Genomic DNA, 25,349 nt, shown 5'->3' with positions numbered 1-25,349 from the left:
CCTGGCATGTCTCATAATGAAGTGGAGCCTGATGTTTTGTCAATCCATACGAAATCAAGGGAGGATTCTGGAAATGAAATTTTTCTTGGACACCGGAAATATTGAGGAAATCAAACGCATCACCCGCCTCGGATTGGTGGATGGCGTAACGACGAACCCGTCGCTGATCGCCAAGGAAGGCAGATTGTTCAAGGATGTCATCAAGGAGATCGTAGCTATCGTTCCCGGTCCTGTAAGCGCTGAAGTTATCGGACTCAAGGCCGAAGATATGCTGAAGGAAGCTTACGAGATCGCGGAATGGGCTCCGAACGTGGTCATCAAGCTGCCAATGACTGAGGATGGTCTGGAAGCCTGCTATGAATTGACTAAGAAAGGCATCAAAACCAACGTAACGCTCATCTTCTCCGCAGCTCAGGGCCTGATGGCCGCCAAAGCGGGAGCTACTTATATCAGTCCGTTCGTCGGACGCCTTGACGATATCGGTGTAGACGGCATGAAGCTGATCAAGGAACTGAAGACGATTCTGACTAACTTTGATCTGAAATCCGAGATCATCGCTGCCAGTATCCGCAACATTGCCCATGTGGAGCAGGCCGCCCTTGCCGGCGCGCATATCGCAACCATTCCTGGCTCGCTGCTGCCTTCCCTCTGGAAGCACCCGCTGACCGACAACGGCATCGAGCGGTTCCTGAAGGACTGGGAGACTGTTCCGAAGGCTTAAGATCAATATATCTGCTTACTGAATTCCCAAGCCCTTCTCCGCTTATGCGGAGAGGGCTTTTTGCTGTGCGGGAAACGAAAATGTAGACGGAAAAACGATTACATTTCGCTGGTGCGATGGTACTTGGGCGGATGTAATCGAAAAACCGATTACATTCGGCGAGGCGGAGGCACGTGGACCAAATGTATGCGAAATACCGAACACATTCCGCGAGACGCAGGCACGTGGACCAAATGTATGCGAAATACCGAACACATTCCGCGAGACGCAGGCACGTGGACCAAATGTATGCGAAATACCGAACACATTCCGCGAGCTGTGTGCACTAACGCTTCCACAGCTATTCCCTCCCTCTCTCCCCGCTTACTTATTTGCCTCTCTCCCCCACCAAGGATCTCCATCACCCCTTGACCAATTTACTTGTCATAATTATAATTGTTATAACAAGTATATCTAAGGAGCATGTTCATTATGGATGATCACTTGTCCGATTCCATGTCGAATTCCTTATCCAATCCATTATCCGATTCCTTATCCAATTCCTTGCCTAACTCCTTATCCGGTTCCTCCCCGCAGCAATTTCTCGGCTTCCTGCTGGGCTCGACCCACCGGCGGATATCCGTCAGCTTCGCCCGGGCGCTGAAGCCGTACGACATTACCCCTGAGCAATGGTCCACCCTGATGATCATCTGTGACCGCAGCGGAATGAACCAGAAGGAAGTGGCTGATACGGCCGCCAAAGACCAGCCGACCACTGCCCGGATCGTTGAGCTGCTGCTCCGGAAAGGCTTCATCCGCAAATCGCCTAATCCCGGAGACCGCAGAGCCTTCCAGCTCTATGCCACAGAAGAAGGCAGAGCGCTGATTGAAAGCACGGTTGCGCTGGAGCGCCAGGCCACCAATGCGGCTGTAGCCGGGCTGAGTGCACAGCAGCTTGAAGAGCTCCGCAGCATGCTGGAGCATATCTATCACAACACTGGAAATCTACATCAAGAATAGGAGTCTACCTCATTGAAACCATTAGAACCATTGAAACAGTCACCCGAACGGTTATGGACCTCATCCTTCGTTACTCTAACCCTTTGCAATCTACTGTTATTCACCGCACTGCAAATGACCTTGTCCACCCTGCCTGCCTATGTTGAAGACACGCTGCATGGCACATCAGTGCAGGTCAGCCTTGTGACCAGCCTGTTTGCGCTCAGCGCCATCGTTGCCCGCCTGTTCTCGGCGCGGGCCATGGAGAAGGGCGGCCGCAACCTGCTGATCTTCCTCGGCCTGGCCGTTCTGCTGACGGCGCTGGCCGGATATTACTTCACCGGCAGCATCCTTATCCTGCTGCTGCTGCGCGTGCTGTTCGGCATCGGCTTCGGCATGACGAGCACAGCGTTCCCGACCATGGCCTCCGATGTCATCCCGGTCCGCCGGATGGGCGAGGGCATGGGCTACTTCGGCCTATCGACCAGCCTGGCCATGTCGGCCGGTCCGCTCATCGGCCTAAGCCTGCTGCAGGGGCCGGGCTTCGGCTCCCTGCTGCTCGGCGCTGCGGCGGCACTGGCGCTGATCCTGCCGCTGGCCATCCGCCTGACCCGCTCCCTTCCGCATGGCCATAAGGAACCTGCGGCGGCACCTGCTCCCGCCTCCGGAGGCTTCCGCAAGCTGCTGCTGCCCTGCCTGCTTAACTTCCTGCTGTCCATATCATACGGCGGACTGCTGGGCTTCCTGGCACTGTACGGCGCGGAGCGGCAGCTCCCGCATATCGCCTACTTCTTCTTGTTCAATGTCGTGGCGATCGTCATTATCCGCCCGCTCTCCGGCAGAATCTATGACCGCTTCGGTCCGGCGGCCCTGCTGATTCCGGGGAGCCTGTTCATCATCGCCGGCCTGCTGCTGCTGTCCTACGCATCATCTACGGCGGCTCTGTTCCCCGCCGCACTCTGCTACGGAGTCGGCTTCGGCTCAATGCAGCCGGCACTGCAGACCTGGATGATCCAATCAGTTGGACCGCGGCAGCGCGGCTTCGCCAACGGGATGTTCTTCAACTCTCTGGATCTGGGCGTGGCCATCGGCTCCATGCTCCTCGGCGTGATCGCGTTGTACAGCAGTTATGCGGTCATGTACCGGTATTCCATCCTTGCCCCTGTACTGCTGCTGGCTGTCTATCTCACAGTACTCCTCTCCGGCCGGGGGAATAAGCCCGCGGCTGTAACTCATATCCCGTCATAACAAGAAGAAGCCGCCTGCGTGATATGCACAGACGGCTTCTTTGTATTCAATTCTGGCGTGTACCTGCCGCCACCGTATCACGTGCCGCAGCAGGCAGGAACGGACTGGGCTGTCCCAGGCTGTAGATATGCAGCAGATGCATGGCCCGGGTGCAGGCGGTATAGAACAGCTTGCGCTCATGCTCACGGCCATACTTCGCGGCTGAACCGTCATAGATGATGACCGCATCGAACTCGACACCCTTGGCGAGATAAGCGGGAAGCACCAGCGTTCCTTTTTGGAAATTAGGCGTTTCCTTCGTCACCAGCCGCACCGCCAGCTTCTGCTCCAGTGCGCTGTGCACCTGTGCGCTCTCCTCAGCCGATTTGCAGATGACCGCCACATAGTGATAGCCCCGGGCATGAAGCTCCAGCACATCCTGTTCCACCGAAGACAGCAGGTCTGCTTCACTCTCCACCACGGTCAGCAGCGGCTCCTCGCCCCGCCGGTTGAAGGGGATAATCTTCTCGCCGCCGGGAATCATCGCCCGGGTGAACTCGACAATCTCATAGGTGGAGCGGTAGCTGCGGGTCAACGAGATCACTTCGGTGTTCTCCTCCCCGTAGATGCTGACCAGTCCGGCCAGATCGCCCAGCACCTCCCCTTGGGCATAGATCGCCTGGTTGAGGTCGCCCAGCACTGTCATTTTGGCCCGCGGGAACAGCCGGCGCATGAATTCGAGCTGGAACGGGGAATAATCCTGCACCTCATCGACAATGACATGCCGGATTAGCGTATTCGTGCGGAACCCCTGGCTCAGCTCCTTCAAATACAGGAACGGAGTGGCATCCTCATACGCCAGCTCATTCCGGCCAAGAACACCCAGCGTATATTCGCAGATCTCTTCCCACGCATCCGGCAGCGGCTGGCGGTTATCCAGGCTCCCGATGAATTCGCGGCTCTGGAACAGCCTGCTGTACAGGCCCTTGACATCTACAAAGCGGCCGCGTTTGGTCCATCCGCGCAGCGGCTTGAGCCGCTGGCTGACCACATACCGGGCGAGCAGCACCCGCTCCATCTCATAATCATCGAAGCTCTCGTTGTGGCCTCCGCCCTTGCGGCGCATCATATTGTAGGCCCGCTGATAATCGCTGTTGTCCATCAGCTCGATCTGCTCATCGACCCATGCGGCACTCCGCTCTTCCGCACCGAATGCAGCGACCCGCTTCAACAGCCAGCCTGTCATCAGCTCGATCCGGTTCGCCAGCTTGATCCCCGGATCATAGCTGTAGAACTGGCGCACCATCTCATCCTTGCTGACCACCGCCCGGCCCTGGAACATCAGCGGCTTGAACAGCATTCCCTCATGCTCCAGCAGGTTCACATAACGCCGGATAACATCCAGAAACACCACGGACGATTTATAGGCGATGCCTTCTCTGCGGATCGAGGCCTCCGGCGTATCCGGGGCATTCAGCAGGCTCTCCGTCTGGCTGAACACATCCTCCAGCTGGAATTCCTGCCCCAGACGGTGCTCCAGGTACATCTGGAAGGTCGTCTGCTGCATGTTCTCCTCGCCCAGCTCCGGCAGCACCGTGGATACATAGCTGTTAAAGAGCGGGTTTGGCGAGAACAGCAGCATCTGATCCGCCTGAAGCACCTCACGGTACTTGTAGAGCAGATAGGCTACCCGCTGGAGCGCGGCCGAGGTCTTCCCGCTGCCGGCAGCCCCCTGCACCACCAGCATCCGGCTGCGGTCATTGCGGATGACCGCGTTCTGCTCCTTCTGGATGGTGGCGACAATCGACTTCATCCGGTCATCCGCGCTGTGGCTCAGCACCTGCTGCAGCAGCTCATCGCCGATGGTCATGCCGGTGTCGAACATCACCTCAATTTCACCATCGTCTATCACATACTGGCGCTTGCGTTCCATCGTCCCGGTAATCAGGCCTCCCGGCGTCTCATAAGCCGCCGGACCGGGTGCGCCGTCGTAATACAGGCTGGATATGGGTGCCCGCCAGTCATAGATCAGGAAGGTCCCGTCATCCTCCATCAGTGAGCCGATGCCGAGATAGATCCGTTCAGCCTGCTCGTCTGCGGACTCCTTGAAGTCAATCCGCCCGAAGTATGGGGAGACGACCAGCTTCTTATATTTCTTAAGCGCCTTGCTGGACTGCAGGTGATGGCGCTCACGCTCGTTCAGAATCTGGGCCTGCTGCCGCAGGCTGGTTGAGGTCTCCCCCAGATCGTCCGGGCTGCTGAAGTTCACAGTCACCTCTTCCCAGAAGTCCTTACGCATATCCACGACATCCGTCCGGTGGAGCCCCAGCTCCTCCGACAGCAGCCGAATACGGCCGGATAACAGTCTGGTAATTCCCGTTACACGCTCCTGCTCCTCCTGCCATTCACGATCATGTTTATCCAAGTGCATCTCATCCCCTTTGCAAAGCTCTCTTGTTCGCTAAATACGGCGTCCGTTTACATTTTGTCACTAAGCTCAGTGCTGTCCTTGTCTTCCCCGTTCATCCGGTTGATCTGGTCGGCAACCTTGTCCAGGCGCTCCAGCTGGTAGCCGTAATCGTAGATCGCCGCGGCCACCACTGACAGCCGGAGCTGCCCCGCCTTTGACGGGTCATAGCCGTTGATCGCCGCCTTGAGAAAGTTGTCATTGTCCTCTGCCAGCGGCTCGGAATCATTCGCGCCCGGCTTCAGCTTATCCTCGAATTTCAGCAGAATATATTCATGGTATTTGATCAGTTGCTCCAGATGCAGGTCGAACAGCTCATCGGTATGCTCTGTGCGTTCAGCCTGGAAATAATGGCGGTCGATAGCCTCCAGCACCTGATACCCTTTTTGCAGCGAATTCAGCAGGTTCTTGTAGACGACCATCTGTCTGGTCTGGCTGTACTTGGCTCTTCTGAGCTGCTTCTGCTCTTCCTCGAACAGGGCATATTTGTCAGCCAGCGCCTTGATCGCGCCCTCCAGCCCGTTCTTCTCATCCCGGAAGACGCTCTCCTTCATCTCATGCGAGACCGCAGTCCGCAGCAGCAGCGACAGGCTGGTGAACACATTCTCGATCTGCTGGATATACTGCTTGCGCGGCTGGGGCGGAAATACAGATATATTGATAATAAAAGCTGAGAGTATCCCGGTCAATGTCAGCAGGAACCGGGTTAACGCAAATTGCCACTGCCCGGAGGCCTCCATGACGGAGATGACTGTGACCAGCGTCAGGCCGATCGTGTCGGCGCGGTTCATTTTCATGCTGATCATAATCACCAGAATACATACCAGCCCGACCGCAATCGGTTCGTTCGACAGCACCATTCCGCCGAGCAGCGCGATCACCGCCCCCATGGTGCTGGTCTGAATCTGATCCAGGAAATACCGCCACGATCTGTACAGGGACGGCTGCATGGCAAAGATTGCCGCAATAGCTGCCCCTACAGGAGAAGCAAAGTTAAATAGAACGGACAGATACAGTGCAAGTGTAACGGCCATTCCTGTCTTAAGTATGCGGGCGCCAAAAGCCAATTCCATCCCTCCCGGAAGCATGTGTTTATTATAGTACCGATGATCTTAATCATGTATGTATATCCTGAGGGCATTCGGTGAATCCCTAATAATTGCACACACATTATTACCCATGAACTGTACTGGCGAATTTCAGGGCAGTTCTAAACGTTAAGAAGAGGTGATTTCGCTTGATCAAAAGTATAAAAGCAATAACGGTCTGCGCCGCAGCCCTGATGCTTGTGGCGGCTCCAGTCTCTGCCCGGGCTGAGCAGCCGCCCCGGTCCACGCCAGCCGCACCGCGGGATTCCGTCCACGCCGGCCCGGAGCATGGTCATCCCCATCACCATCACGGGGAGCGGAACTTCAGAGCCGGCGCTCATTTCATTGTGAACGAGTCGGCCAAGCTGCTCGGCATGGACCGCTCCGAGCTGATCAGAAGCCTGGCCTCCGGCAAGACGCTCCCCGGGCTGGCCCAGGAGAAGAAGGGCTGGAACGAAGAGCAGTATGTCCAGAAGCTGAGCGAAGCCGCCAGTCTCAAGCTGGATGAATTCGTCAGGGAAGGGAAGCTGAAGCCGGAAGACGCCGTTAAGCTGAAGCCTGGCCTGCCGGTGCTGATCAAGCGCAGCCTGGCCCGCACCGCCCAGCTCCATCAGGTGAAGCCGTCGCCTTCACCGGCTGCAACGAAGGCCCCGTAACGGCTCTGTCATATATTCACAGCAAGAAGGATGCCCGGCCGGTCAGGTACGGGCATCCTTCTTGCTGTATATAGGCCCTACTCCTTACGCGCCTGCCGGTTCCTGTAAGCCTCGAAGCAGGCCGCAGACAGCATCAGCCAGGCGCCGCTTGCGGCATATCCCCCGATGACATCGCTCGGATAATGCACGCCTAAGTAGATCCGGCTCCAGCCGATCCCCCCGGTCATCAGCACCGTGAACAGAATCAGCAGAACCCGTTCGCTTCCGTTGCGCATATGCCGCCACAGGAGATAAGCTATGACTCCGTATAAAGAGAACGCGGCCATCGAGTGTCCGCTCGGGAAGCTGTATCCGGCCTGTTCAATCAGGCGGTGAAAGCTTGGACGCTCGCGGTGGAACCATTGCTTCAGCAATGTGTTCAGCAGCTGCGAGCCGAGGCCGACCCACAGGAACAGGACAAGCTCCAGCCGGTGCTTCAGCGCGAAGAACAGGATGAGTATGGTCACCAGCGAGATCCCGATGGCAAGCTTCGAGGAGCCGACCAGGGACAAGCCCTTGGCAAGCGCCGTCAGCGGCGGAGACTCCATGGACTGCACGAAGGTGATCACGGCACGGTCGAAGCCGGCCGCACCGCCCAGCCTTACAAGCAGGGCGATCAGAATGAAGGCCAGGGCAAACCAGAGAAACCGGCGGAAGCCCCTGGACCAGTAACGATAATATAGCATAACTGCCCCCTTGTCTATTTGTCTAGCCTGTAACACATTTCCTGGGGAGGTCTGTCCCGTGTTATAATGACCTGGAGAAATTATATTATATACAGATGGAGTGCTGCCCAAGTGGAAAGTCTAAAATTGCAGGAACGTTTGTTGAACCAGTGCATCTCAACCAAGATGCCCGTGACGATTTTTACAACGAACGGAGTCAAAATGCAGGGACTGGTAACCTCTTATGATGCTTATACAATTACCTTGCAGGGCCAGGGGGACGGCAGGCAGAATGTGCTCTTCAAATCCGCAGTCTCGACTGTAGTGCCGCTGAAGCCCGTCTCACTGAAATAAGCCGCCTGCGCGGCTGCCTACTCCCAACATTCCCAATCAACCGTCCTCGAAGCCAAAAGGAACACCGGAAGCACTGCTCCGGTGTTCCTTTTGCCGTTGTCCAAGGCTTAGGATCAGACGTAACCCCTTTTAGGCGGGGAAGACGGCAGGCATCACACAGACCGGCTTCGTCAGCTCCGCTGTATGCCCGGTGAAGGCCAGACGTCCGCTGGCAGGGTCCAGAGAGAAGACGACCAGATTATTGCCGTCCCGGTTCGCCACAATCAGGTAAGCGCCGTCCGGTGTGATACAGAAGTGGCGCGGATGCCCGCCCCGGGTGGACACATGCTCCACCAGCGTCAGTCCGGCGGTCTCCGCATCGACTGCGTATACCACAATGCTGTCGTGTCCGCGGTTGGAGCCGTACAGATACTTGCCGTCCTTCGAGAAAGCGATCTCCGCGCAGCTGTTGCCGTCAGCAGCCTGTCCATCCGGCAGTGTAGACACAGTGGCGGCAGTCTGCAAATTACCTGTCTCCGCATCATACAGGAAGGAAGTCACCGTGCTGTCCAGCTCATTAATAACGTATGCGGACTTGCCGTCCTGGTGGAATACGAAATGACGCGGGCCTGCTCCGTCCTTCAGCTTGATATCCTGCACGGCTTCCAGTGTACCCGCTTCCTTATTCAACCGGTAGCTGCGGATCAGATCCAGCCCCAGATCGCATACGAACAGAAACCGCTCATCAGGACTGAAGATTGCCGAGTGCGGATGCGGCCGGTCTTGGCCCGGAAGGACTCCGCGGCCGGTATGTTGGGCGGTATCGGTCAGCTTCTCGGGCAGTCCGGCCGCATCCAGCTTGAGGACTCCGACCGATCCCCCGTGATAGCTGCATACAACCAGATAGCGGCTGTCCGCATCTCTGTTAATATTGCAGGTAGTAGTCTGCCCAGCGCCAGCCGACGGCATGGTTGTTATCCGTGCCAGCTCCGTCAGCTTGCCGTTCTCGGGATCTATGGCGAAGGTAATCACTTCCCCTTCCTTGCCACCCTCTTCGCTGCGCTTCTCGCCAATGGCATACAGCTTCAGCCCGGAAGGGTCTACATTCACGAATGTCGGGTTCGTCAGGCCTGCTGCAGTATCCAGCCGCTCAAGCGTCCCTCCCGCTTCACCGTCAAATGCAAACACCTGAACGCCGCTGTCCTCCGCTGTAGCGTAGGAGCCGGTAAACAGCAGCAGCTTGGTTTGTTCCGTCATCTTGCCTTCCTCCTTCAAGTTCTAATCTTTATAATTTACATTTTTTCGTGAGAGATGACAAATGCAACGGAAAAAATGACAAAAAACATTTCAAAAATAAGACTTCTCAAAATCCGCAGAGTATGCTATAATGAAAGCGCTAACATCTCTGTTAATATAATAAAGGGGGAACACGAATGAGCAGCCTGCTGGAAGCCAGAAATGTATACGAGGACTTCGAGGTGGAGACAGACATTCTGTTCTTTAAGGTCGGAGGTCACGACCTGGTCATTTTTCACGGCAGAAACTACAATATCAAAAAGAGAATGACTGCCGAGCAACTAAACCGCTTACTGTCAAACAGCAGCTATTATCATGTCTACGGGGGCTGTTATGTCAACCTTAACAAGATCAGCTCCATTGAAGATGACTGCATCTATTTCGGCGAAATGGGCTTGTATGCCAAGTCCGTACGCGTCCCCAGACGCAAGCAGGAGAGTATCCGCCATCTGCTCAAAGGACTCAGCTCTTAAGCCGGATTACCGCCCTCACATCGAGCCGGAGCCGCATGGAGACCCCATGGCTGCTCCGGTTTTTGCTGTTTATTAACGGAATCTTAAAAAGCACCAGTGCTTTTTTATACTTTCTTAAGGTTTGAAATCCTGTTTTCTGGTAAAGTTGTAGAAAGACAGGCATCACCTATATTGAAGGGAGTCATTAATTATAATGGACAAAAAAGATTTCAATGAAAATGAACACCTTGAAAACAGCAATACCCCGGAAGGTGAACCTTCCACAGTATCACCCGAAAGCAGCGATCCGATTCAGCCTGCCGGCCAAGAGGCTTCCTCTGAAGAGGCCTTGATCCCGCAGGAATCTGTACAAGCTTCTACTGAAGATCCCGGCAAGCCTGAAGCTCCGAAGGCAGAGGAAACTGTTCCTGTGATGAATAAGGTTGGCGGCGGCAGCACTCCTCCCCCTGCACCGGCTGCAGCCGGCGGCGGCAAGGGCTGGATGGTTGCTTCGCTCGTGCTCGCAGCGGCTCTGATTGTAGTGCTTGTTGTACAGCCTTTCAGCAAAGATGACAGCAAGACAGCGGTTGCTTCCGTGAACGGCACGGACATCACCAAAGCCGAGCTGTATGATAAATTGGTTGAAGCCGGCGGGAAGACCACCCTGGAGAACCTGATCACGACCACGCTCGTAGGCCAGGAAGCCAAGAAAGCCAACATTACCGTTACTGATGCAGACATCAATCAGGAAATTGAAGACCTGACCAAGCAGTTCGGCGGCGAGGAAGCGCTGAATAACGCCTTGCAGCAGAGCTCGATGACCATTGATGACCTGAAGAAGCAGATGCCGCTGCAGGTCGAGATCCGTAAGCTGATCGAACCGAAGGTAACCGTTACCGATGAAGAAATCAGCAAATACTTCGATGAGAACAAAGCTAGCTTCAACCAGGAAGAGGAAGTGCGCGCGTCCCACATTCTGGTGAAGACGAAGGAAGAAGCAGAAGCCATCGTGAAGCAGCTTAAGGAAGGCGCAGACTTTGCGGCACTGGCCAAAGAGAAATCCGCAGACACCGGCTCCAAGGATAATGGCGGCGACCTGAACTTCTTCAAAAAGGGAGACATGGTCCCTGAATTCTCGGATGCAGCGTTCAAGCTGAAGGTCGGCGAAACCAGCGGTGCGGTGAAATCGGATTACGGCTACCACGTCATCAAGGTAACTGACCGCAAGGAAGCGCATGAATACACGCTGGCCGAGAAGAAAGACGAGATCAAGAAGACGCTGACTGCTCAAAAGGTACAGCAGATGTCCTCCGGCTGGCTGGCTGATCTGACCAAGAATGCCAAGATCACCAACACCCTGACTGACAAACCGGATGCCTCTACACCTCCGGCTGAAAGCGAAGCGCCGGAAGCTTCAGCAGCTCCAACTGAAGGTGCGAAATAACGATAAGTTCTGTATGTAAAGAGGACAGGCGGGTAACCGCCTGTCCTCTTGTTGTATATCCGGCATGAAAGGGGCGTGCTCCCATTTTAATGATCTTTTTTGCGGATCTGCTTGTCGTGATTCTCGCCCCACTCCTTGGCCTGCGCGGTCGCAATTGCAATCGCCCTGCCCTCCTCGTAGCCATCCTCCAGCAGCGCATTGGCAATCTCCACCGCCTTGTTCCGCACCGGTGCAGTGAAGTTCTTCAGTGAATCCGGGTAGTTGTCCTTATTCCATGGCATGATAAAAACCTCCTTGATCTGGCAATATGACTATAATCATATTTAGCCGGATCAGGGAGGTTCTAAACCTGTCTCTATGCAGTTTACTTACTTGATAACCTTCACGCGTTCTTCAATCGGCTGGAATTCCTTCTCGCCTGGAGGGGTTACCACACCGCCAAACGGCATCTGGGCAATCAGCTTCCACTCTGCCGGAATGCCGAAGGTTGATTTCACTTCATCGTCGATCAGCGGATTATAGTGCTGCAGCGAAGCGCCAACACCTTGTTCAGCGAAGGCTGTCCATACTACATATTGCAGAATCCCGGAGGATTGGTTCGCCCAGATCGGGAAATTATCGGCATACAGCGCAAAGTTCTCCTGCAGCTGCTTCACCACAGCCTGATCCTCGAAGAAGAGCACGGAGCCGTAGCCTGCTTTGAAGGAAGACAGCTTCTGTGCAGTGCCTTCGAACTGTTCAGTCGGAACGATCTTGCGCAGCGTCTCTGCTGTGATATCCCACAGCTTATCATGGTTCTCTCCCAGCAGCACTACCGCTCTGGAGCTCTGGGAATTGAAGGAGGTTGGGCTATGTAATACGGCCTCTTCAACAATCTTTTGAATTTGTTCGTCAGAGATAGGGGACTCTTTACTGATTGCATATACCGAACGTCTGCCCTTTACCGCTTCAAAAAAACTCTTAGACATAAAATAACTACCTCCATTAAGTTAAGTAACTTACTTTTTTAAATTTTAGCACTTTTCCTGCGTAAAAGCAAGGCGGACTCACAACATTTTCCTGTAACCAGACGCTCTTGCTCCTATCCGCTCTTAGTGTCGCAGGTTTCGCTGAATTTATACGCCTTCCACTAATTTCTATAAGCCGGACAAGCCGATTAGAAACAGCCTGCTAACTTTTCGTATATACAACCGCGACGCAAATAAGCTACAATGATTCAGCCAAAATATAGAAAGCAGGTGGCATTATGCCTTCTTCACGGATTCACGGCTCTACATCCAAGTTGAAACTCGTCTTATTCCTGCTGTTGTCCTCTGCCCTCCTGCTGAGCGGCTGCCGGGACACAGCTACCCCCGGTACAGATGCTGCTCCGGCAGTCGCCGCACCCGTAACCGGTGCTTCGCAGCCTGTCTCCTTCTGGGTCGCAACCGATACGCACTATCTGGCGAAGTCATTAGAAGACGGCGGCCAGGCGTTCCAGACCTATGTCAGAGGCGGTGACGGCAAAATGCTCCCTTACAGTGATGAGCTGGCTGAAGCTCTGGTCTATGAAGCCGGACAGAAGCAGCCGGACTTCCTGATTCTCAGCGGCGACCTCACCAATAACGGCGAGGCCGCCAGCCATAAGGAGCTGACTGCCAAGCTGCACCGGATCGAGGCGGCCGGAACCAGCGTCTATGTTGTGCCGGGCAACCATGATATCAACAATCCCTGGGCCAGATCGTTCAGCGGGGACAAGCAAGTGGTCGCACCGCATATTAATCCTGACGATTTCCTTCGCCTGTATGGGGATTTCGGCTATAAGGAAGCGGTCTCGCGCGACACTGACAGCCTTAGCTATGTGGTGAAGGCAGCGCCCGGCCTCCGGCTGCTGATGATCGACAGTGCCCAGTATGCGCATAATGAAGAGTATAATTTCCCGCAGACCGACGGCCGCCTGCTGCCGTCCACCTTGACATGGATCGATGAGAATGTGAAGCTGGCCGCTCAGGAGCATGACTCGATCATCACCGTGATGCATCACAATGTGCTGAGTCATACCTCGATGGCGGTATCGGGCTTCAAGCTTAATAACAGCCAGCAGACGCTGAAGGCTTTTCGCCAGGACGGCTTGAATCTTGTATTATCCGGGCATATTCATATGCAGGATATCCGCCGGGATCCCGAAGTGAATTCCGCTGATCCGGCCATGCCTGTATATGATATTGCCACAAGCGCCATGGCGGTGAATCCGCACCAGTACGGCCGCATGACCTTTGATCCCCGCTCCAGAAGCGTCACCTATAACACGGCTGCGGTGGATGTGGAGGGCTGGGCTAAGGCGGGCGGCAAGAGCGATCCTAACCTGCTGAATTTCAAAAGATATGCGGAAGAGACCTTCGCCGTGAACTCTTACGAGAAGGCCATGAGCAGACTGCAGGACAGTCCCTTTACTGAGGCAGAGAAGCAATCGATGGCCGAGACGATGTCGAGCCTCAATGTGAAATATTTCGCCGGCACCGCCGCAGCTTCACTGGAGGAGATCAAGGCCATGCCCGGCTTCAAGCTGTGGGAGCGCATGGACGGCGGCTTCATGTCGGGATACATCCGCAGCATGACCGAGCATTCCGGGCAGAGCAATATATCGCTGGAGATGGTGCTGACAACGCAATAGCAGGCTCTGAATAAGGCCGTTGCCGCGGGTGCGGCGGGTCCGCTCCAGAAACGTATATAGCCTCCCATCCCTGTAAGGATGAGAGGCTATGCTTCGCAGCCAGGAACATTTTTGAAAAATCCTGCACAAAATGCAACAATACTGCTCTATATAGGCGGTCAAATGCTGAAATCCTGCACAAAATGCAACAAAATCAGCTCTAACTTGCTCTCTGCACCGGAATTCCTGCAATTAATGCAACATTGTACCACAGCCGGTAATTGTGATAGAGAAATCATGCAAAATGTGCAACAATGTGCTCCTTACAAGTTTGTTCTTTGCGGATCAACCTTCTATATATTGCAGTGCAGATGCGGTATGACTATCCAGAATTGCTCTCGCGAGCTGCTGGTCAGGGAAACCTCTCAGAAGTAATTTCAACCCGCCTGAGATTAAGGACAGATGATGGTGGAACTTATAGAACCGCAGCCGGTTATCATCCAGCCGGTCATTCTTCAGATAGCAGTAGAACCCGCCAAACCGCATCTCCAGGAAGCTGTGTTCATGTTCAATATCATAGAATTCAGCGCCTTCAATATCAATCAGGCAAGGCTCCAGCTGCTCCCCCGTCACCAGAATATGATTGGGTCCAAGCTCTCCATGGATAAATCCATAACGCCTTCTGGGTGTTATTCTGGCTTCCAGTTCGTACAGCTTGTCGAGCAGCTTCACTTGATTCTTGCGGATCACTTCATGATGCTCTGCTGCATAAGACAATTGGGCAATTCCATTGTATAGCTGATTCAGATGGCACGGTCTTTGGTTGAGGGCAGCTTGAACCTGGTCCGGTTTGCCGTAGACTCCGCTCTCTCCCTCATGCATTGTCCGAATCATCTCTCCGATCTGCTCGAAGATAAGATCCTTCGCCTTGGAATCTGGATGTCCGAAATATGCTTCGGCAGCTTCTCCGGGGATATACTCGACGAGTGCATAATCGAAGTTATATTGTTCCCGGCTCCTGTTCATATCATAGAGGAGTGGTGTCCGGATGGAATGTTCAAATAGATATCTATTGTTGATTTCAAATAACCCGCTGCCATAGGACTGGGCATTCAATTCGGCATTCGCAATCTCTTCTTGAAAATAATTCATCGTAAGATCCCACACATACAGGATGCAGGAGAATCCGCCGGTGCAGTCAAGCTTGTAGACCACCTTCTGGGCTCCCCCTTCCAGCTTGCTGACCTTGGTGACAGAATAACTGTTGCCGAAGACCTGTTTCACATATTCCTGCAGGTCCGCAGCCTCAAGATGACAATGAAATTTCAAAGAACAACACTCCGCTTCTTCTTGTATTGCCGGCTACCCCACTGTATTCTATCTCCCGAAAAAAATATAGACTGTTTCTTTGCGCTCTGTTATTATGTTGAATTAGGTCTTGAAAAAAATGTGCATACAAAAAGGCTTTTTCAGCAGTCATGAATGACTTACTGGAAAAGCCTTTTTTTGCTTACAACATGCCAATCACCACTCCGCCCGCTGCACCCGCTACAACCACCACCCAAGGCGGCAGCTTCCAGAACACCAGCATGACGAACAGGATCGCTGCGAGGGCGAAGTCCACCGGTGCCAGAATTGCTGTGGTCCACAGCGGGTCATACCAGGCGGCCAGCAGAATTCCGACCACGTCGGCGTTGATGCCCATCAGTGCACCTTGGACTTTCGGGCTTTGCCGTAACCCATTCCAGAACGGCAGTGCGCCTGTTACCAGCAGGAAGGCTGGCAGGAAGATGGCGAGTATAGCCACGATGGCCCCGGATACTCCCGCTGTCATCGCTCCAAGATAACCGGCAAAGGTGAACAGCGGACCGGGAACCGCCTGCGCAGCGCCATATCCGGCCAGGAAGTCGGCCCGGCTAACCCAGCCCGGGGGTACAACCTCTTGCTCCAGCAGCGGGAGCACCACATGCCCGCCCCCGAAGACCAGCGCACCGGAACGGTAAAAGCTGTCAAACATGGCCAGTCCCCCCGCCTCCGCCGATCCCCTAAAGAGCGGCAGTGCGATCAGCAATCCGCCAAACAGAGCTAAACAGGCAATTGCAACAGTCCGGCGGACCGGGATATCAAGCTTAGCTGCCTCTTCCAGCTTCTGTGAGCGGTATAACCCTATTCCGGCGATCCCGGCTGCGGCGATGGTCAGCACCTGACTGTAAGGAGTATGCCACAGCAGTGTAACGGATGCGGCAAGCACCGCCAGGGTCACCCGGCTCCGGTCAGGAGTCAGCTTCTGCCCCATGCCCAGAATAGCCTGGGCTACTATTGCTACAGCCACAATCTTCAGCCCGTGAATCCAGCCTGCCTGGCCAATATCCATGCCTTGCAGCAGGATTGCAAAGGCGACCAGCGCCAGGACCGAAGGCAGCGTGAAGCCCAGCCAGGCCACCACGCCCCCCAGCAGGCCTGCCCGTACAATGCCTATGCCAATACCCACCTGGCTGCTGGCCGGACCGGGGAGGAACTGGCACAGTGCAACCAGATCGGCATAGCTCCGTTCATCCATCCACCGCCGCCGGCGGATATACTCATTGTGGAAGTAGCCCAGATGGGCAATGGGACCGCCGAATGAGGTCAGGCCGAGCTTAACCGATACAAGCAGCACCTCCAGCAAGGCCCCGGCCTTGCCCTTCCGTGTCATCCCGGGCACTGCCTGCGATTCTGTCCGCATTCCCGCCTTCTCCCTTATTATTGAACTGTAAGCCGCTTCATGCTCACGTTCCACCAGTATACCCTCTATGATGGAGAACCGGATTAACCGAAATCAGACATCATGTAAAAATTCCCGTCAGATCTGTTCACCTACCGCAGCCGGCTGGGCATCAAGAGACACGCTGGCCAGCCGCTCAATCAGCTTGCGCTGTCCCGCTTCATCACCGGCATACTGCCGCACGTCTTCCCCGATAAGTTCATCTGCCTCTTCTCTTGTGAAGGTGAAGCTGTACGAGACTCCGTCATCCGCTAAGCTGTAGTTGATGATATCTACATTATCAATCAGGCTGAAGAGCAGCACCGAATTGCTGAGCAGCGGCTCGCGGGTTAGCGCCCCCAGCTCCTCGTTCCACATGCCTGTCTTATCGTTCATAAGGTAATTGACCGTTAATCCGTAAGGGCGGGAGCCCGTGGTCAGCTCAATACCTGCCCCTTCCAGCCCATCCGGCAGCGGCATTCCGGCAACCAGCTCAGATACCTTGCTGTTATTACCGACATATGGGGTCTGGCTCTCCAGAAGCTGCTTCACTGCGTAACCGGAATAGAGCTTCGGCGGCTCCAGCGGCTGAGGATTGGCCGTACAGCCTGCAATGATAAGGGCAAGCACCAGGATGGAGCCTGTGATACTTGCCGAAGTCGGCTGGCGGTAGGCAAGAACATGCTTGATTCTGGCCTTCACACTGCCCTCCCCAAAAGCCAGCGAGCTGCCGGTGGCCAGACCGCTTCTGTGCACAGCCAGGGCCAGTAAAGAGCTGGAGTAGCTGCTTCGGATCTGCGGACCCAGCTTCCTGAGGACCGCTTCATCACAGGACATTTCCATATCCTTGCTCATCAGCCGGTAAGACAGCCACATCAGCGGATTAAACCAGTGGAGAATCACCAGCAGAAACATTAGGGGCTTAATCAGATAATCCCGTCTGCGGATATGAGTCTGCTCATGCAGCAGAATATAGGGCAGCTCCTGTACGCTAAGACCCGCAGGAATATAGATTCTCGGCTTCACAAATCCGCACACAAATGGTGAAGCAATCTGGTCACTCTCGTAAATATTGCCGCTCACCAAGGTTGCCGTACGGATTCTGCGCACAATCCGTAAGTAAGAGATAACGCTGTACATTAACAAGGCTACAACGCCTGTCAGCCAGACGATGCTCCCGCCCCACAGGAGAAGCTGCACGGGGTTAGCACTTGCCGCCGGCGCCGCAGCGGGAAGCAGGTTATTAATCAGGCTGTCTGAACCGCCAATCCCTGTGTCCACCGCAGGCTGTAGCTGAAATCCGATATTCTTCGGAACGAATTCCATCACCCCTGTACCCGTATGGCCTGCGGGCTGCACCAGCCCCAGAATACTGAAGCTTGAGGTGAAGCTGACCGGAAGGAGCAGCCGGATGATTACTGCCGACCACAGAAGATAAGAGAAGAGCTTGGGCGCACGCTTCAGGATGATCCTTGCCAGCATCACCGCAACGGCCACATAACTGGCGGTAATACTCATATTCAGAATATTTATCCACAAGTGGGTCATCGTCTTTCGGAAGCCTCCTCAATAATCCTTTTCAGCTCCGCTGCCTCCTTCGCAGATAACTTCTTGTCTCCAAGAAAGGCCGTCAAAAACTGCGGCAAAGACCCGCCAAAGGTCCGCTCCACCACCGTCTGACTCTCATAGCGCTGGGCCTCCGCCTTCGGAATAATAGCCGTAACAATCGCACCCTCGTTCCTGAGAACACCTCGTTCACATAGCTTCCTTAACACGGTATAAGTCGTAGACTTCTTCCAGCCCAGGGTGGAGAGGCTAAGCTTCACCAGCTCTGTCGAATTAATAGGCTCATGATCCCAGACCAGGCAAGCAAATTTGTATTCAGCATCGAAAAGTTTATAGGTCTCCACTTCGTTCATCCCGCCTTTGTGCTTAATAAGTTTACTGCAATAGACCTCTACTTATAATTAAGTCTATTGCAGTAAACCTATTATGTCAAGCCTAATCTACATACCAAATTGTTAACTCCCGTCTACGCCAAAAAACCGGAACCGCCTGATCGTTCAGGGGCTCCGGTCTTCCTGTAGTGCTTACAGCTTATGGACGGTCAATCCAGATATAACCGTCTTCATCCACTTCCACCGTGGCGTGCAGGCCTTGGGCCAGTACACGCAGCGGCACATAGGCATCTCCGTATTCATCCACAAATACTGCCTGCGGAAGCTTCACGGTTGTCCCGGCAATCACTGCCTGGGCTGAACCGATTTTGAATACAAGCTGATCGCCGTATACATCATCGGTTACCTTGATGGCACGGTTAGGGGCATCCCACTCCACCTTGGCATCCATATCCTCGGCCACATAACGCAGCGGTACGTAGGTGGTGCCATCTTCTACGATCGGATAATAATAATCATCATCCGGCGCGATCATCAGGCTCTTGGAGGTGATCTTCATCTCATCTTTGAGCATCTTATGCATCGCTGAGCCGGGCTCGAAGTTTCTCAGGGTCTCACCCGGAGTCATCTCCGGATTGGTGGCATCGATGGCTCCGGTTGTAGAGATCGGATCTGCGGTTACAGAGCCGTTCACATTCCAGGTCTCCGATGCTGCCTTCAGATTAATGCTCTGCAGCGGCAGGTCACTGCTGGACGGCAGGGCCACGTTCAGTTCCATGTTCTGCTTGCGCACATGGAAGCCGCTGTCCACGAAGATATCCACACTCAGCTTCGTATCCTTGCCAAGTACAGTCTTGAGTTCAGGGGTCTGTTCATACAGATTCTCCAATTGCTTGTCATAGACGAGCAGCAGGGCATCCACAGCCAGTTTGGCCGCATCATGTACTACGGTAACTACCCCTTCTTTGTCTTCCAGCGGAATATCGCCCAGACCGATGCTGTTCAGATCTTCCGCTCTGTCCTTGAGCAATGGATACATATAATCATAGAATCCGCTGATCAGGGCAGTGAAGCCTTCGGTATCCTTGGACACCGATCTCAGGAAGCTCTTCAGCAATACCGGGAACTCTTCGCCGGTTATTTCTGTATGTAGCTTCGTCAAGCTGGTCTGCTGGCCATACACCGCTTCCGATACGGACGATACATTGATCGCACCCGGATTCGGCAGATTCTTGACCACAAACTGGGAGACCAGCTTGGAGAATTCCATGGTCTTGGCAGGATCAGTAACTTCCAGGCCAAGCAGCATTTCATTGCTCGCCAGCGGGATATAGAACGGCTGCTTCGCGCCTTCTGCAGTAAAGACCATGTTCTTCTGGTCCATGTAGAGGGAGAACGGAATCTTCAGTTCCTTATAACCGACAACTCCTGTTGCTGAGAGAGTCGTGTTATCCTGCATCTTCACATGACCGAGTGTAAGGGATAAAGAATTAATAAGATCGACAACTTCCTGGTCCTCTGCACTGATGCCTGCTGCCGGTACAGCGCTTAGGCTCATCGTAGTGCTGGATTCCGACGATTTCACATCGATATCCCCAAGCAACGCCTTATTGACATCGAAACCGCCGACGGCCTGACAGCCGGACAGAATCAGCAGCAGGGCGAGAATCGGCACCAGCCATTTGGTTCTTGCTTTCATTTTCTTCATAGCATGTCTCCTCTAGCTCATAATTTGGCAACGTATCCATCATCTCAAAGGAGAGGGGATTTGTAAATACAGCGCAGGAAATCATTGACACCTTACACGCTGAATAAACTCCGCCAATCTATAAATACCCAATCTTCGAACATGAGAAACTTTACCAGAGCAAGAGCAGCTAAATGTGCCGGATAAAAGCTCCACCAGACCCAGCGCGGCAGGCGTCTCTTCTCCAGCAGCGTCCAGAAGCCCGGCGTCAGCGCAATCAGAATCGTCGGCACAATACTGGCCAGCTGCACCAGCCAATTATAATAGAAGAGATAAAATACATTCAGCGCCATATGCGCCAGCACCAGCCAGTAGGAGCGGGTGTACCGGAAGATCAGCACCAGCAGCAGCCCGTAGGCGTTGTAATCCAGCGGCAGCGCATCCGTCAGCAGCACAGCCGCCACTACGACCGGAATGCCCATCCACAGCTTGGGCAGCAGATCCAGCACCGTGAGGACAAGCGCAGAGAACAGCAGCGTGAATACTACATTCCAGCCGCCAGGATCAATCGCCAGGTTATACGGAATCTGGGCCAGCACCGCGATAACCAGCAGCCGCCGCAGATAACGGGGCCGGGAGGACGTATGGATATGCCCTTGCACCAGCGCGTAGCAGTAGATCGGGAAGGCAATTCTCCCCACATATCTCCAGGCCAGCTCACCCGGGTAAAAAATCAGGCCGACATGGTCAATCAGCATCGTCAGCATGGCAATAATCTGCATCTGTTTCCTCCTGAATCCGTCATAGAATGGTAATGCACCTTTGATGCTATTATCCATATCCCGGGCGGATGCTGCAAGCTGCGACGAAAAAAGCCGGAGCCGCTCCTGCTTGCGCAGTCCCGGTCCGGCTCGCTAATATTTTCACGCCGTCTTCGACTTGTTATAGATATCAAAGCCCACCGCCAGCAGCAGCACCAGTCCCTTGATGCCCTGCTGCCAGTCAACGCCGAGGCCGACAAGCGACATCCCGTTGTTCATGACCCCCATGACCAGCCCGCCGATAATAGCGCCGACCACGGTCCCGATGCCGCCGGAGGCCGAGGCTCCGCCGATGAAGCAGGCGGCGATGGCATCCAGCTCGAAGTTGGTTCCGGCCTTAGGTGTCGCCGAGTTCAGGCGTGCTGCGAACACCAGACCGGACAGGGCGGCCAGGACACCCATGTTGACGAAGACCCAGAAGGTCACACGTTTGGTTTTGACGCCGGAGAGGCTTGCCGCCTTCTCATTCCCGCCCAGTGCGTAGATATGCCGGCCCATCGTCATATGGTTCATTACAAAGGAGTAGATCACGATCAGCACCAGCAGAATCACAAGGATATTCGGAATTCCGTTATATTGCGCCAGAACATAGGTGAACAGATTGATGACGATCACCAGCGCGGCAGCCTTGGCTACGGACATCCAGACCGGAGACTGGTCAAAGCCGTACTTCACCGTAACCCGGCGGCTGCGGATTTCCTGATAGATCACCAGCAGCGACAGGACAACGCCGATAATCAGCGTCAGGATGTTCAGCGAGCCGCCGCTGGCGACATCTGGAATGAAGCCGGAGCTGATCTTCTGAAATGACTTAGGAAACGGGGCAATCGACTGACCGTTCAGCACGATCATTGTCAATCCGCGGAACAGCAGCATCCCCGCCAGGGTGACGATGAACGCCGGGATTTTGATATAAGCAACCCAGAAGCCCTGCCAGGCCCCGACCAGCGCACCCATCAGCAGTGAGATTACTACTGCCAGGACCGGATTCATCTCCATATCGACCATCATGATCGCGGACAATGCACCGATGAAGGCGGCCACCGAACCGACCGACAGGTCGATATGACCGGTGATGATGACCAGCACCATCCCGATGGCCAGCACCAGAATGTAGCTGTTCTGCAGAATCAGGTTGGTGACGTTCAGCGGCTTCAGCAGAATGCCGTCCGTCAGAATTTGAAAGAACACAGAGATAAAGATCAGGGCAATGATCATGCCGTATTGGCGGATATTTTTTTTGAATAGTTCACTAATGGCTTCCATGCGGTGTTACCCCCTGCTTCGTGTCATAAATTTCATCAAAAGCTCCTGCGTGGCGTCCTTCCGCTCAACTTCCCCGCTGATCCGCCCCTCGCACATGGTGTAGATCCGGTCGCACATCCCGATAATCTCCGGCAGCTCGGAGGAGATCACCAGCACACCCTTGCCCTGTGCCGCCAGATCGTTGATAATCGAGTAGATTTCATATTTAGCCCCCACATCAATACCGCGCGTAGGCTCATCCAGGATCAGGACATCCGGTCCGGCATAGATCCATTTGCTGAGCACCACCTTCTGCTGGTTGCCGCCGCTGAGGTTGACCGTCTTTTGCAGAATGCTGGGGGTCTTGATGTTCAGCTTCCTGCGGTATTCCTCCGCAACCAGAACCTCCTCATTCTCATTGATCACGCCCCGGCGGGACAGCTTGTTCAGGCTGCTTAGCGAGATGTTCCGCTTGATGTCGTCGATCAGGATCAGTCCGTAATGCTTGCGGTCCTCGGTGACATAGGCCAGCCCGTGCTCAATCGCCTGGGTGATGTTGTTCAGGTGCACCTCCTTGCCGTGCATGAATGTCTGCCCGCTGATCCGCCGGCCGTAAGACTTGCCGAACACGCTCATTGCCAGCTCCGTTCGCCCCGCACCCATCAGCCCGGCAATGCCGACCACCTCGCCGCGCCGGATATGGAGGTTGATCTGGTCCAGCATTTTGCGGTCCGCCTGCGTGGGATGGTACACCTCCCAGTCGCGGATCTCGAAGATTGTCTCGCCCAGCTCCGGCGTGCGCTCCGGGTAGCGGTTCGTCAGATCCCGCCCGACCATGCCCTTGATAATGACATCCTCCGTCACCGCATCCTGCTTCATATCCAGTGTCTTAATGGTCTGTCCGTCCCGCAGAATCGTGACTGAATCCGCTATCTTCTCGATTTCGTTCAATTTGTGGGAAATGATAATCGAGGATATCCCCCGCTGCTTCAGCTCCAGGATCAGGTCCAGCAGGTTCTCGCTATCATCCTCATTCAGCGCCGCCGTCGGCTCATCGAGAATCAGCAGCTTCACTTCCTTGGAGAGCGCCTTCGCGATCTCTACCAGTTGCTGCTTGCCCACACCGATGGAAGATACCTCTGTAAACGGCGACTCCTTGAGGCCGACGGTGGCCAGCAGCTCCTTGGTCTTCACCGTCGTCTCGTGCCAGTTGATCACCCCGCGCCTCGCCTGCTCGTTGCCGAGGAAGATGTTCTCCGAAATCGACAGATACGGAATCAGCGCCAGCTCCTGATGAATAATAACAATTCCCAGGCCCTCGCTGTCCTTGATATCCTTGAACTGGCAGACCTGCCCCTGGTACAGGATATCTCCTTCATATGTTCCATGCGGATAGACGCCGCTCAGCACCTTCATCAGCGTGGATTTGCCTGCCCCGTTCTCCCCGCAGAGGGCGTGAATCTCGCCTGCCTTCACCTGCAGATGGACATCGGAGAGCGCTTTGACGCCGGGGAAGGTCTTCGTAATGCCTCTCATCTCCAAAATAAATTCGCTCATATCTCCCACCCAGCTTTCCTTGTGACTAGATAACGGCTGTTCCGGCGCGGCCCTGCTTCCGAACCGCTGCCGGACTGCCGCCATATGCTGCCCGGCTGCTATTGCCCCAGTTGCTCCTTGGTATAATAGCCTCCCTCTACCAGCACCTTATCCACGTTGCTTGCGTCCACAGATACCGGCTCCAGCAGGTAGGACGGGACGATTTTGACCCCGTTGTCGTAGGTTGTGGTGTCATTGACTTCGGCTTCCGTTCCATTCAGCACACTCTCGGTCATCTGCACCGCCTTCTTGGCTAGCTCGCGGGTATCCTTGAACACCGTCTGTGTCTGCTCTCCGGCCAGAATCGATTTCACGGACGCCAGCTCGGCATCCTGCCCGGTCACCACCGGCAGCGGCTTGTCGCCGGAACCATAGCCTACCCCCTTCAAGGAGGAGAGAATGCCGATGCTGATGCCGTCGTACGGAGACAAAACCGCATCCAGATGCTCACTGGCATAGTTCGCGCTCAGCAGATTATCCATCCGCGCTTGAGCTGCCGCACCGTCCCAACGCAGGGTCGCCACCTGGTCCATCGTCATCTGATTGCTGCGCACCACCAGCTTGCCGGATTCGATATACTTCTTGAGGATCGACATCGCGCCGTCGAAGAAGAAGTAGGCGTTGTTGTCATCCGGCGAGCCGCCGAACAGCTCGATGTTGAACGGCCCTTTGCCGTCCTTCAGGCCAAGCTTCTCTTCAATGTAGGAGCCCTGCAGCACACCCACCTTGAAATTATCGAAGGTTGCATAATAGTCGACGTATTCGCTTTTTTTAATCAGACGGTCATAGGCAATGACCTTAACGTTAGCGTCATGAGCCTTCTGGAGCACATCCGTCAGCGCCTCACCGTCGATGGAAGCGATAACAATTGCTTTCGCGCCTTTGGTGATCATGTTCTCAATCTGGGAGACCTGGTTCTCAACGACATCCTCGGCATATTGCAGATCCGTTGTGTACCCGAGCTTCTCGAATTCCTTCTTCATGTTGTTGCCGTCATTCACCCACCGCTCCGAGGATTTCGTCGGCATCGCAAGTCCAACCTTGCCCTTGCCCCCATCTCCGCTGCCTCCCGAAGAATTACTGTTACCGCTGCATGCAGACAAGATCATTACCATTGTTAGCAGAAGAGACAATACTACCGAATAGCGTTTCATTCCTGCACTACCCCCTGAAATATACTGTTGGCTCCACGGGATTCCCGTGTGACAAACCGAGTATAGCAGCGAAGGGCAGGCGGTGTATTTACACTCAGTCTACTGTTTTTGTGAAAATATAACTTATGTGCAGTTGAAGGGGGGCGGGGCATCCTGCGTATATTGGGACCGGTGACCCCATACACATGGCGGTGGGCCGGATGTGAT

General features: G+C 54.6%; 23 protein-coding genes. 8 read left to right on the top strand and 15 right to left on the bottom strand.

Annotation, left to right across the window (positions count from 1 at the left end; translation table 11 throughout):
- Positions 1–73 precede the first annotated feature (73 nt).
- The 3 genes from fsa (at position 74) to MHI24_RS29650 (ending at position 2,947) form a co-directional block, all read left to right on the top strand.
- Positions 74–721 (top strand): fructose-6-phosphate aldolase, encoded by a 648-nt coding sequence (gene fsa / locus MHI24_RS29660; RefSeq protein ID WP_340023138.1) that lies wholly within the window; start codon positions 74–76, stop codon positions 719–721.
- 471 nt (positions 722–1,192) lie between these two features.
- Positions 1,193–1,720: a MarR family transcriptional regulator gene (locus MHI24_RS29655; RefSeq protein WP_340023137.1), complete on the top strand. Its 528-nt coding sequence runs from the start codon at positions 1,193–1,195 to the stop codon at positions 1,718–1,720.
- A gap of 30 nt (positions 1,721–1,750) precedes the next feature.
- A complete protein-coding gene (locus tag MHI24_RS29650; protein WP_340026837.1) occupies positions 1,751–2,947 on the top strand; it encodes an MFS transporter in 1,197 nt (398 codons plus the stop codon).
- Positions 2,948–2,993: 46 nt separating this feature from the next.
- On the opposite strand, the gene helD is transcribed toward MHI24_RS29650, so the two are convergent.
- Entirely contained in the window at positions 2,994–5,351 is a 2,358-nt protein-coding gene (gene helD / locus MHI24_RS29645; protein WP_340023136.1) for an RNA polymerase recycling motor HelD, read from the bottom strand.
- 53 nt (positions 5,352–5,404) lie between these two features.
- Positions 5,405–6,460, bottom strand: coding sequence for an aromatic acid exporter family protein (locus MHI24_RS29640; protein WP_340023135.1), 1,056 nt, complete (start codon positions 6,458–6,460; stop codon positions 5,405–5,407).
- A gap of 170 nt (positions 6,461–6,630) precedes the next feature.
- Here MHI24_RS29640 and MHI24_RS29635 point away from each other — a divergent pair, with 170 nt between their 5' ends.
- Positions 6,631–7,137, top strand: coding sequence for a hypothetical protein (locus tag MHI24_RS29635; RefSeq protein ID WP_340023134.1), 507 nt, complete (start codon positions 6,631–6,633; stop codon positions 7,135–7,137).
- A 77-nt stretch (positions 7,138–7,214) separates the two neighbouring features.
- Here MHI24_RS29635 and MHI24_RS29630 read toward each other — a convergent pair whose 3' ends face one another.
- Entirely contained in the window at positions 7,215–7,862 is a 648-nt protein-coding gene (locus MHI24_RS29630; protein ID WP_340023133.1) for a phosphatase PAP2 family protein, read from the bottom strand.
- A 111-nt stretch (positions 7,863–7,973) separates the two neighbouring features.
- Between MHI24_RS29630 and hfq the strand changes: the two genes are divergently transcribed.
- Positions 7,974–8,195 carry an RNA chaperone Hfq gene (gene hfq / locus MHI24_RS29625; protein ID WP_051478328.1) on the top strand — a complete coding sequence of 74 codons (222 nt, stop codon included), beginning with the start codon at positions 7,974–7,976 and terminating at the stop codon, positions 8,193–8,195.
- 129 nt (positions 8,196–8,324) lie between these two features.
- Here hfq and MHI24_RS29620 read toward each other — a convergent pair whose 3' ends face one another.
- Entirely contained in the window at positions 8,325–9,431 is a 1,107-nt protein-coding gene (locus MHI24_RS29620) for a lactonase family protein (RefSeq protein ID WP_340023132.1), read from the bottom strand.
- 176 nt (positions 9,432–9,607) lie between these two features.
- Here MHI24_RS29620 and MHI24_RS29615 point away from each other — a divergent pair, with 176 nt between their 5' ends.
- Entirely contained in the window at positions 9,608–9,943 is a 336-nt protein-coding gene (locus MHI24_RS29615; protein ID WP_340023131.1) for a LytTR family transcriptional regulator DNA-binding domain-containing protein, read from the top strand.
- Positions 9,944–10,136: 193 nt separating this feature from the next.
- Positions 10,137–11,366 carry a peptidylprolyl isomerase gene (locus tag MHI24_RS29610; protein WP_340023130.1) on the top strand — a complete coding sequence of 410 codons (1,230 nt, stop codon included), beginning with the start codon at positions 10,137–10,139 and terminating at the stop codon, positions 11,364–11,366.
- 86 nt (positions 11,367–11,452) lie between these two features.
- Here MHI24_RS29610 and MHI24_RS29605 read toward each other — a convergent pair whose 3' ends face one another.
- Positions 11,453–11,647 (bottom strand): DUF2188 domain-containing protein, encoded by a 195-nt coding sequence (locus MHI24_RS29605; RefSeq protein ID WP_340023129.1) that lies wholly within the window; start codon positions 11,645–11,647, stop codon positions 11,453–11,455.
- Positions 11,648–11,734: 87 nt separating this feature from the next.
- Complete coding sequence (locus MHI24_RS29600) at positions 11,735–12,334, bottom strand: nitroreductase family protein (protein ID WP_340023128.1); 600 nt, start codon at positions 12,332–12,334, stop codon at positions 11,735–11,737.
- A 278-nt stretch (positions 12,335–12,612) separates the two neighbouring features.
- On the opposite strand from MHI24_RS29600, the gene MHI24_RS29595 reads away from it, so the two are divergent.
- Entirely contained in the window at positions 12,613–14,019 is a 1,407-nt protein-coding gene (locus MHI24_RS29595; protein ID WP_340023127.1) for a metallophosphoesterase, read from the top strand.
- 324 nt (positions 14,020–14,343) lie between these two features.
- Here MHI24_RS29595 and MHI24_RS29590 read toward each other — a convergent pair whose 3' ends face one another.
- From MHI24_RS29590 to chvE, 9 genes are all read right to left on the bottom strand, one after another.
- Positions 14,344–15,282, bottom strand: a complete 939-nt coding sequence (locus tag MHI24_RS29590) for a phosphotransferase (RefSeq protein ID WP_340026836.1) — start codon at positions 15,280–15,282, stop codon at positions 14,344–14,346.
- A gap of 226 nt (positions 15,283–15,508) precedes the next feature.
- On the bottom strand, positions 15,509–16,723 hold the full coding sequence (locus MHI24_RS29585; protein ID WP_340023126.1) for a chromate transporter: 1,215 nt from the start codon (positions 16,721–16,723) through the stop codon (positions 15,509–15,511).
- 117 nt (positions 16,724–16,840) lie between these two features.
- Positions 16,841–18,289, bottom strand: coding sequence for a M56 family metallopeptidase (locus tag MHI24_RS29580; RefSeq protein ID WP_340023125.1), 1,449 nt, complete (start codon positions 18,287–18,289; stop codon positions 16,841–16,843).
- Positions 18,286–18,651, bottom strand: a complete 366-nt coding sequence (locus MHI24_RS29575; protein WP_340023124.1) for a BlaI/MecI/CopY family transcriptional regulator — start codon at positions 18,649–18,651, stop codon at positions 18,286–18,288. The genes MHI24_RS29580 and MHI24_RS29575 overlap by 4 nt, the downstream gene beginning before the upstream one ends.
- A gap of 187 nt (positions 18,652–18,838) precedes the next feature.
- A complete protein-coding gene (locus MHI24_RS29570) occupies positions 18,839–20,347 on the bottom strand; it encodes a copper amine oxidase N-terminal domain-containing protein (RefSeq protein ID WP_340023123.1) in 1,509 nt (502 codons plus the stop codon).
- 92 nt (positions 20,348–20,439) lie between these two features.
- Positions 20,440–21,108, bottom strand: coding sequence for a TraX family protein (locus tag MHI24_RS29565; RefSeq protein ID WP_340023122.1), 669 nt, complete (start codon positions 21,106–21,108; stop codon positions 20,440–20,442).
- A gap of 141 nt (positions 21,109–21,249) precedes the next feature.
- Positions 21,250–22,413: a multiple monosaccharide ABC transporter permease gene (gene mmsB / locus MHI24_RS29560; protein ID WP_340023121.1), complete on the bottom strand. Its 1,164-nt coding sequence runs from the start codon at positions 22,411–22,413 to the stop codon at positions 21,250–21,252.
- Positions 22,414–22,419: 6 nt separating this feature from the next.
- Positions 22,420–23,949 (bottom strand): multiple monosaccharide ABC transporter ATP-binding protein, encoded by a 1,530-nt coding sequence (gene mmsA, locus MHI24_RS29555; protein ID WP_340023120.1) that lies wholly within the window; start codon positions 23,947–23,949, stop codon positions 22,420–22,422.
- Positions 23,950–24,047: 98 nt separating this feature from the next.
- Entirely contained in the window at positions 24,048–25,142 is a 1,095-nt protein-coding gene (chvE, locus tag MHI24_RS29550) for a multiple monosaccharide ABC transporter substrate-binding protein (RefSeq protein ID WP_340023119.1), read from the bottom strand.
- Between the last annotated feature and the right edge of the window lie 207 nt (positions 25,143–25,349).

The organism is Paenibacillus sp. FSL K6-1096, assembly GCF_037977055.1.
Lineage (GTDB): Bacteria > Bacillota > Bacilli > Paenibacillales > Paenibacillaceae > Paenibacillus_AQ.
This window is presented reverse-complemented; position numbering and strand designations above follow the sequence as displayed.

Excerpts from the sequence above, each read along its gene's own strand:
- MHI24_RS29585 (WP_340023126.1), bottom strand. The coding sequence starts at position 16,723 with ATGCGGACAGAATCGCAGGCAGTGCCCGGGATGACACGGAAGGGCAAG.
- MHI24_RS29615 (WP_340023131.1), top strand. The coding sequence starts at position 9,608 with ATGAGCAGCCTGCTGGAAGCCAGAAATGTATACGAGGACTTCGAGGTG.
- MHI24_RS29620 (WP_340023132.1), bottom strand. The coding sequence starts at position 9,431 with ATGACGGAACAAACCAAGCTGCTGCTGTTTACCGGCTCCTACGCTACA.
- MHI24_RS29565 (WP_340023122.1), bottom strand. The coding sequence starts at position 21,108 with ATGCAGATTATTGCCATGCTGACGATGCTGATTGACCATGTCGGCCTG.
- fsa (WP_340023138.1), top strand. The coding sequence starts at position 74 with ATGAAATTTTTCTTGGACACCGGAAATATTGAGGAAATCAAACGCATC.
- MHI24_RS29570 (WP_340023123.1), bottom strand. The coding sequence starts at position 20,347 with ATGAAGAAAATGAAAGCAAGAACCAAATGGCTGGTGCCGATTCTCGCC.
- MHI24_RS29630 (WP_340023133.1), bottom strand. The coding sequence starts at position 7,862 with ATGCTATATTATCGTTACTGGTCCAGGGGCTTCCGCCGGTTTCTCTGG.
- MHI24_RS29655 (WP_340023137.1), top strand. The coding sequence starts at position 1,193 with ATGGATGATCACTTGTCCGATTCCATGTCGAATTCCTTATCCAATCCA.
- mmsA (WP_340023120.1), bottom strand. The coding sequence starts at position 23,949 with ATGAGCGAATTTATTTTGGAGATGAGAGGCATTACGAAGACCTTCCCC.
- MHI24_RS29605 (WP_340023129.1), bottom strand. The coding sequence starts at position 11,647 with ATGCCATGGAATAAGGACAACTACCCGGATTCACTGAAGAACTTCACT.
- chvE (WP_340023119.1), bottom strand. The coding sequence starts at position 25,142 with ATGAAACGCTATTCGGTAGTATTGTCTCTTCTGCTAACAATGGTAATG.
- MHI24_RS29610 (WP_340023130.1), top strand. The coding sequence starts at position 10,137 with ATGGACAAAAAAGATTTCAATGAAAATGAACACCTTGAAAACAGCAAT.
- MHI24_RS29595 (WP_340023127.1), top strand. The coding sequence starts at position 12,613 with ATGCCTTCTTCACGGATTCACGGCTCTACATCCAAGTTGAAACTCGTC.
- MHI24_RS29580 (WP_340023125.1), bottom strand. The coding sequence starts at position 18,289 with ATGACCCACTTGTGGATAAATATTCTGAATATGAGTATTACCGCCAGT.
- mmsB (WP_340023121.1), bottom strand. The coding sequence starts at position 22,413 with ATGGAAGCCATTAGTGAACTATTCAAAAAAAATATCCGCCAATACGGC.
- MHI24_RS29600 (WP_340023128.1), bottom strand. The coding sequence starts at position 12,334 with ATGTCTAAGAGTTTTTTTGAAGCGGTAAAGGGCAGACGTTCGGTATAT.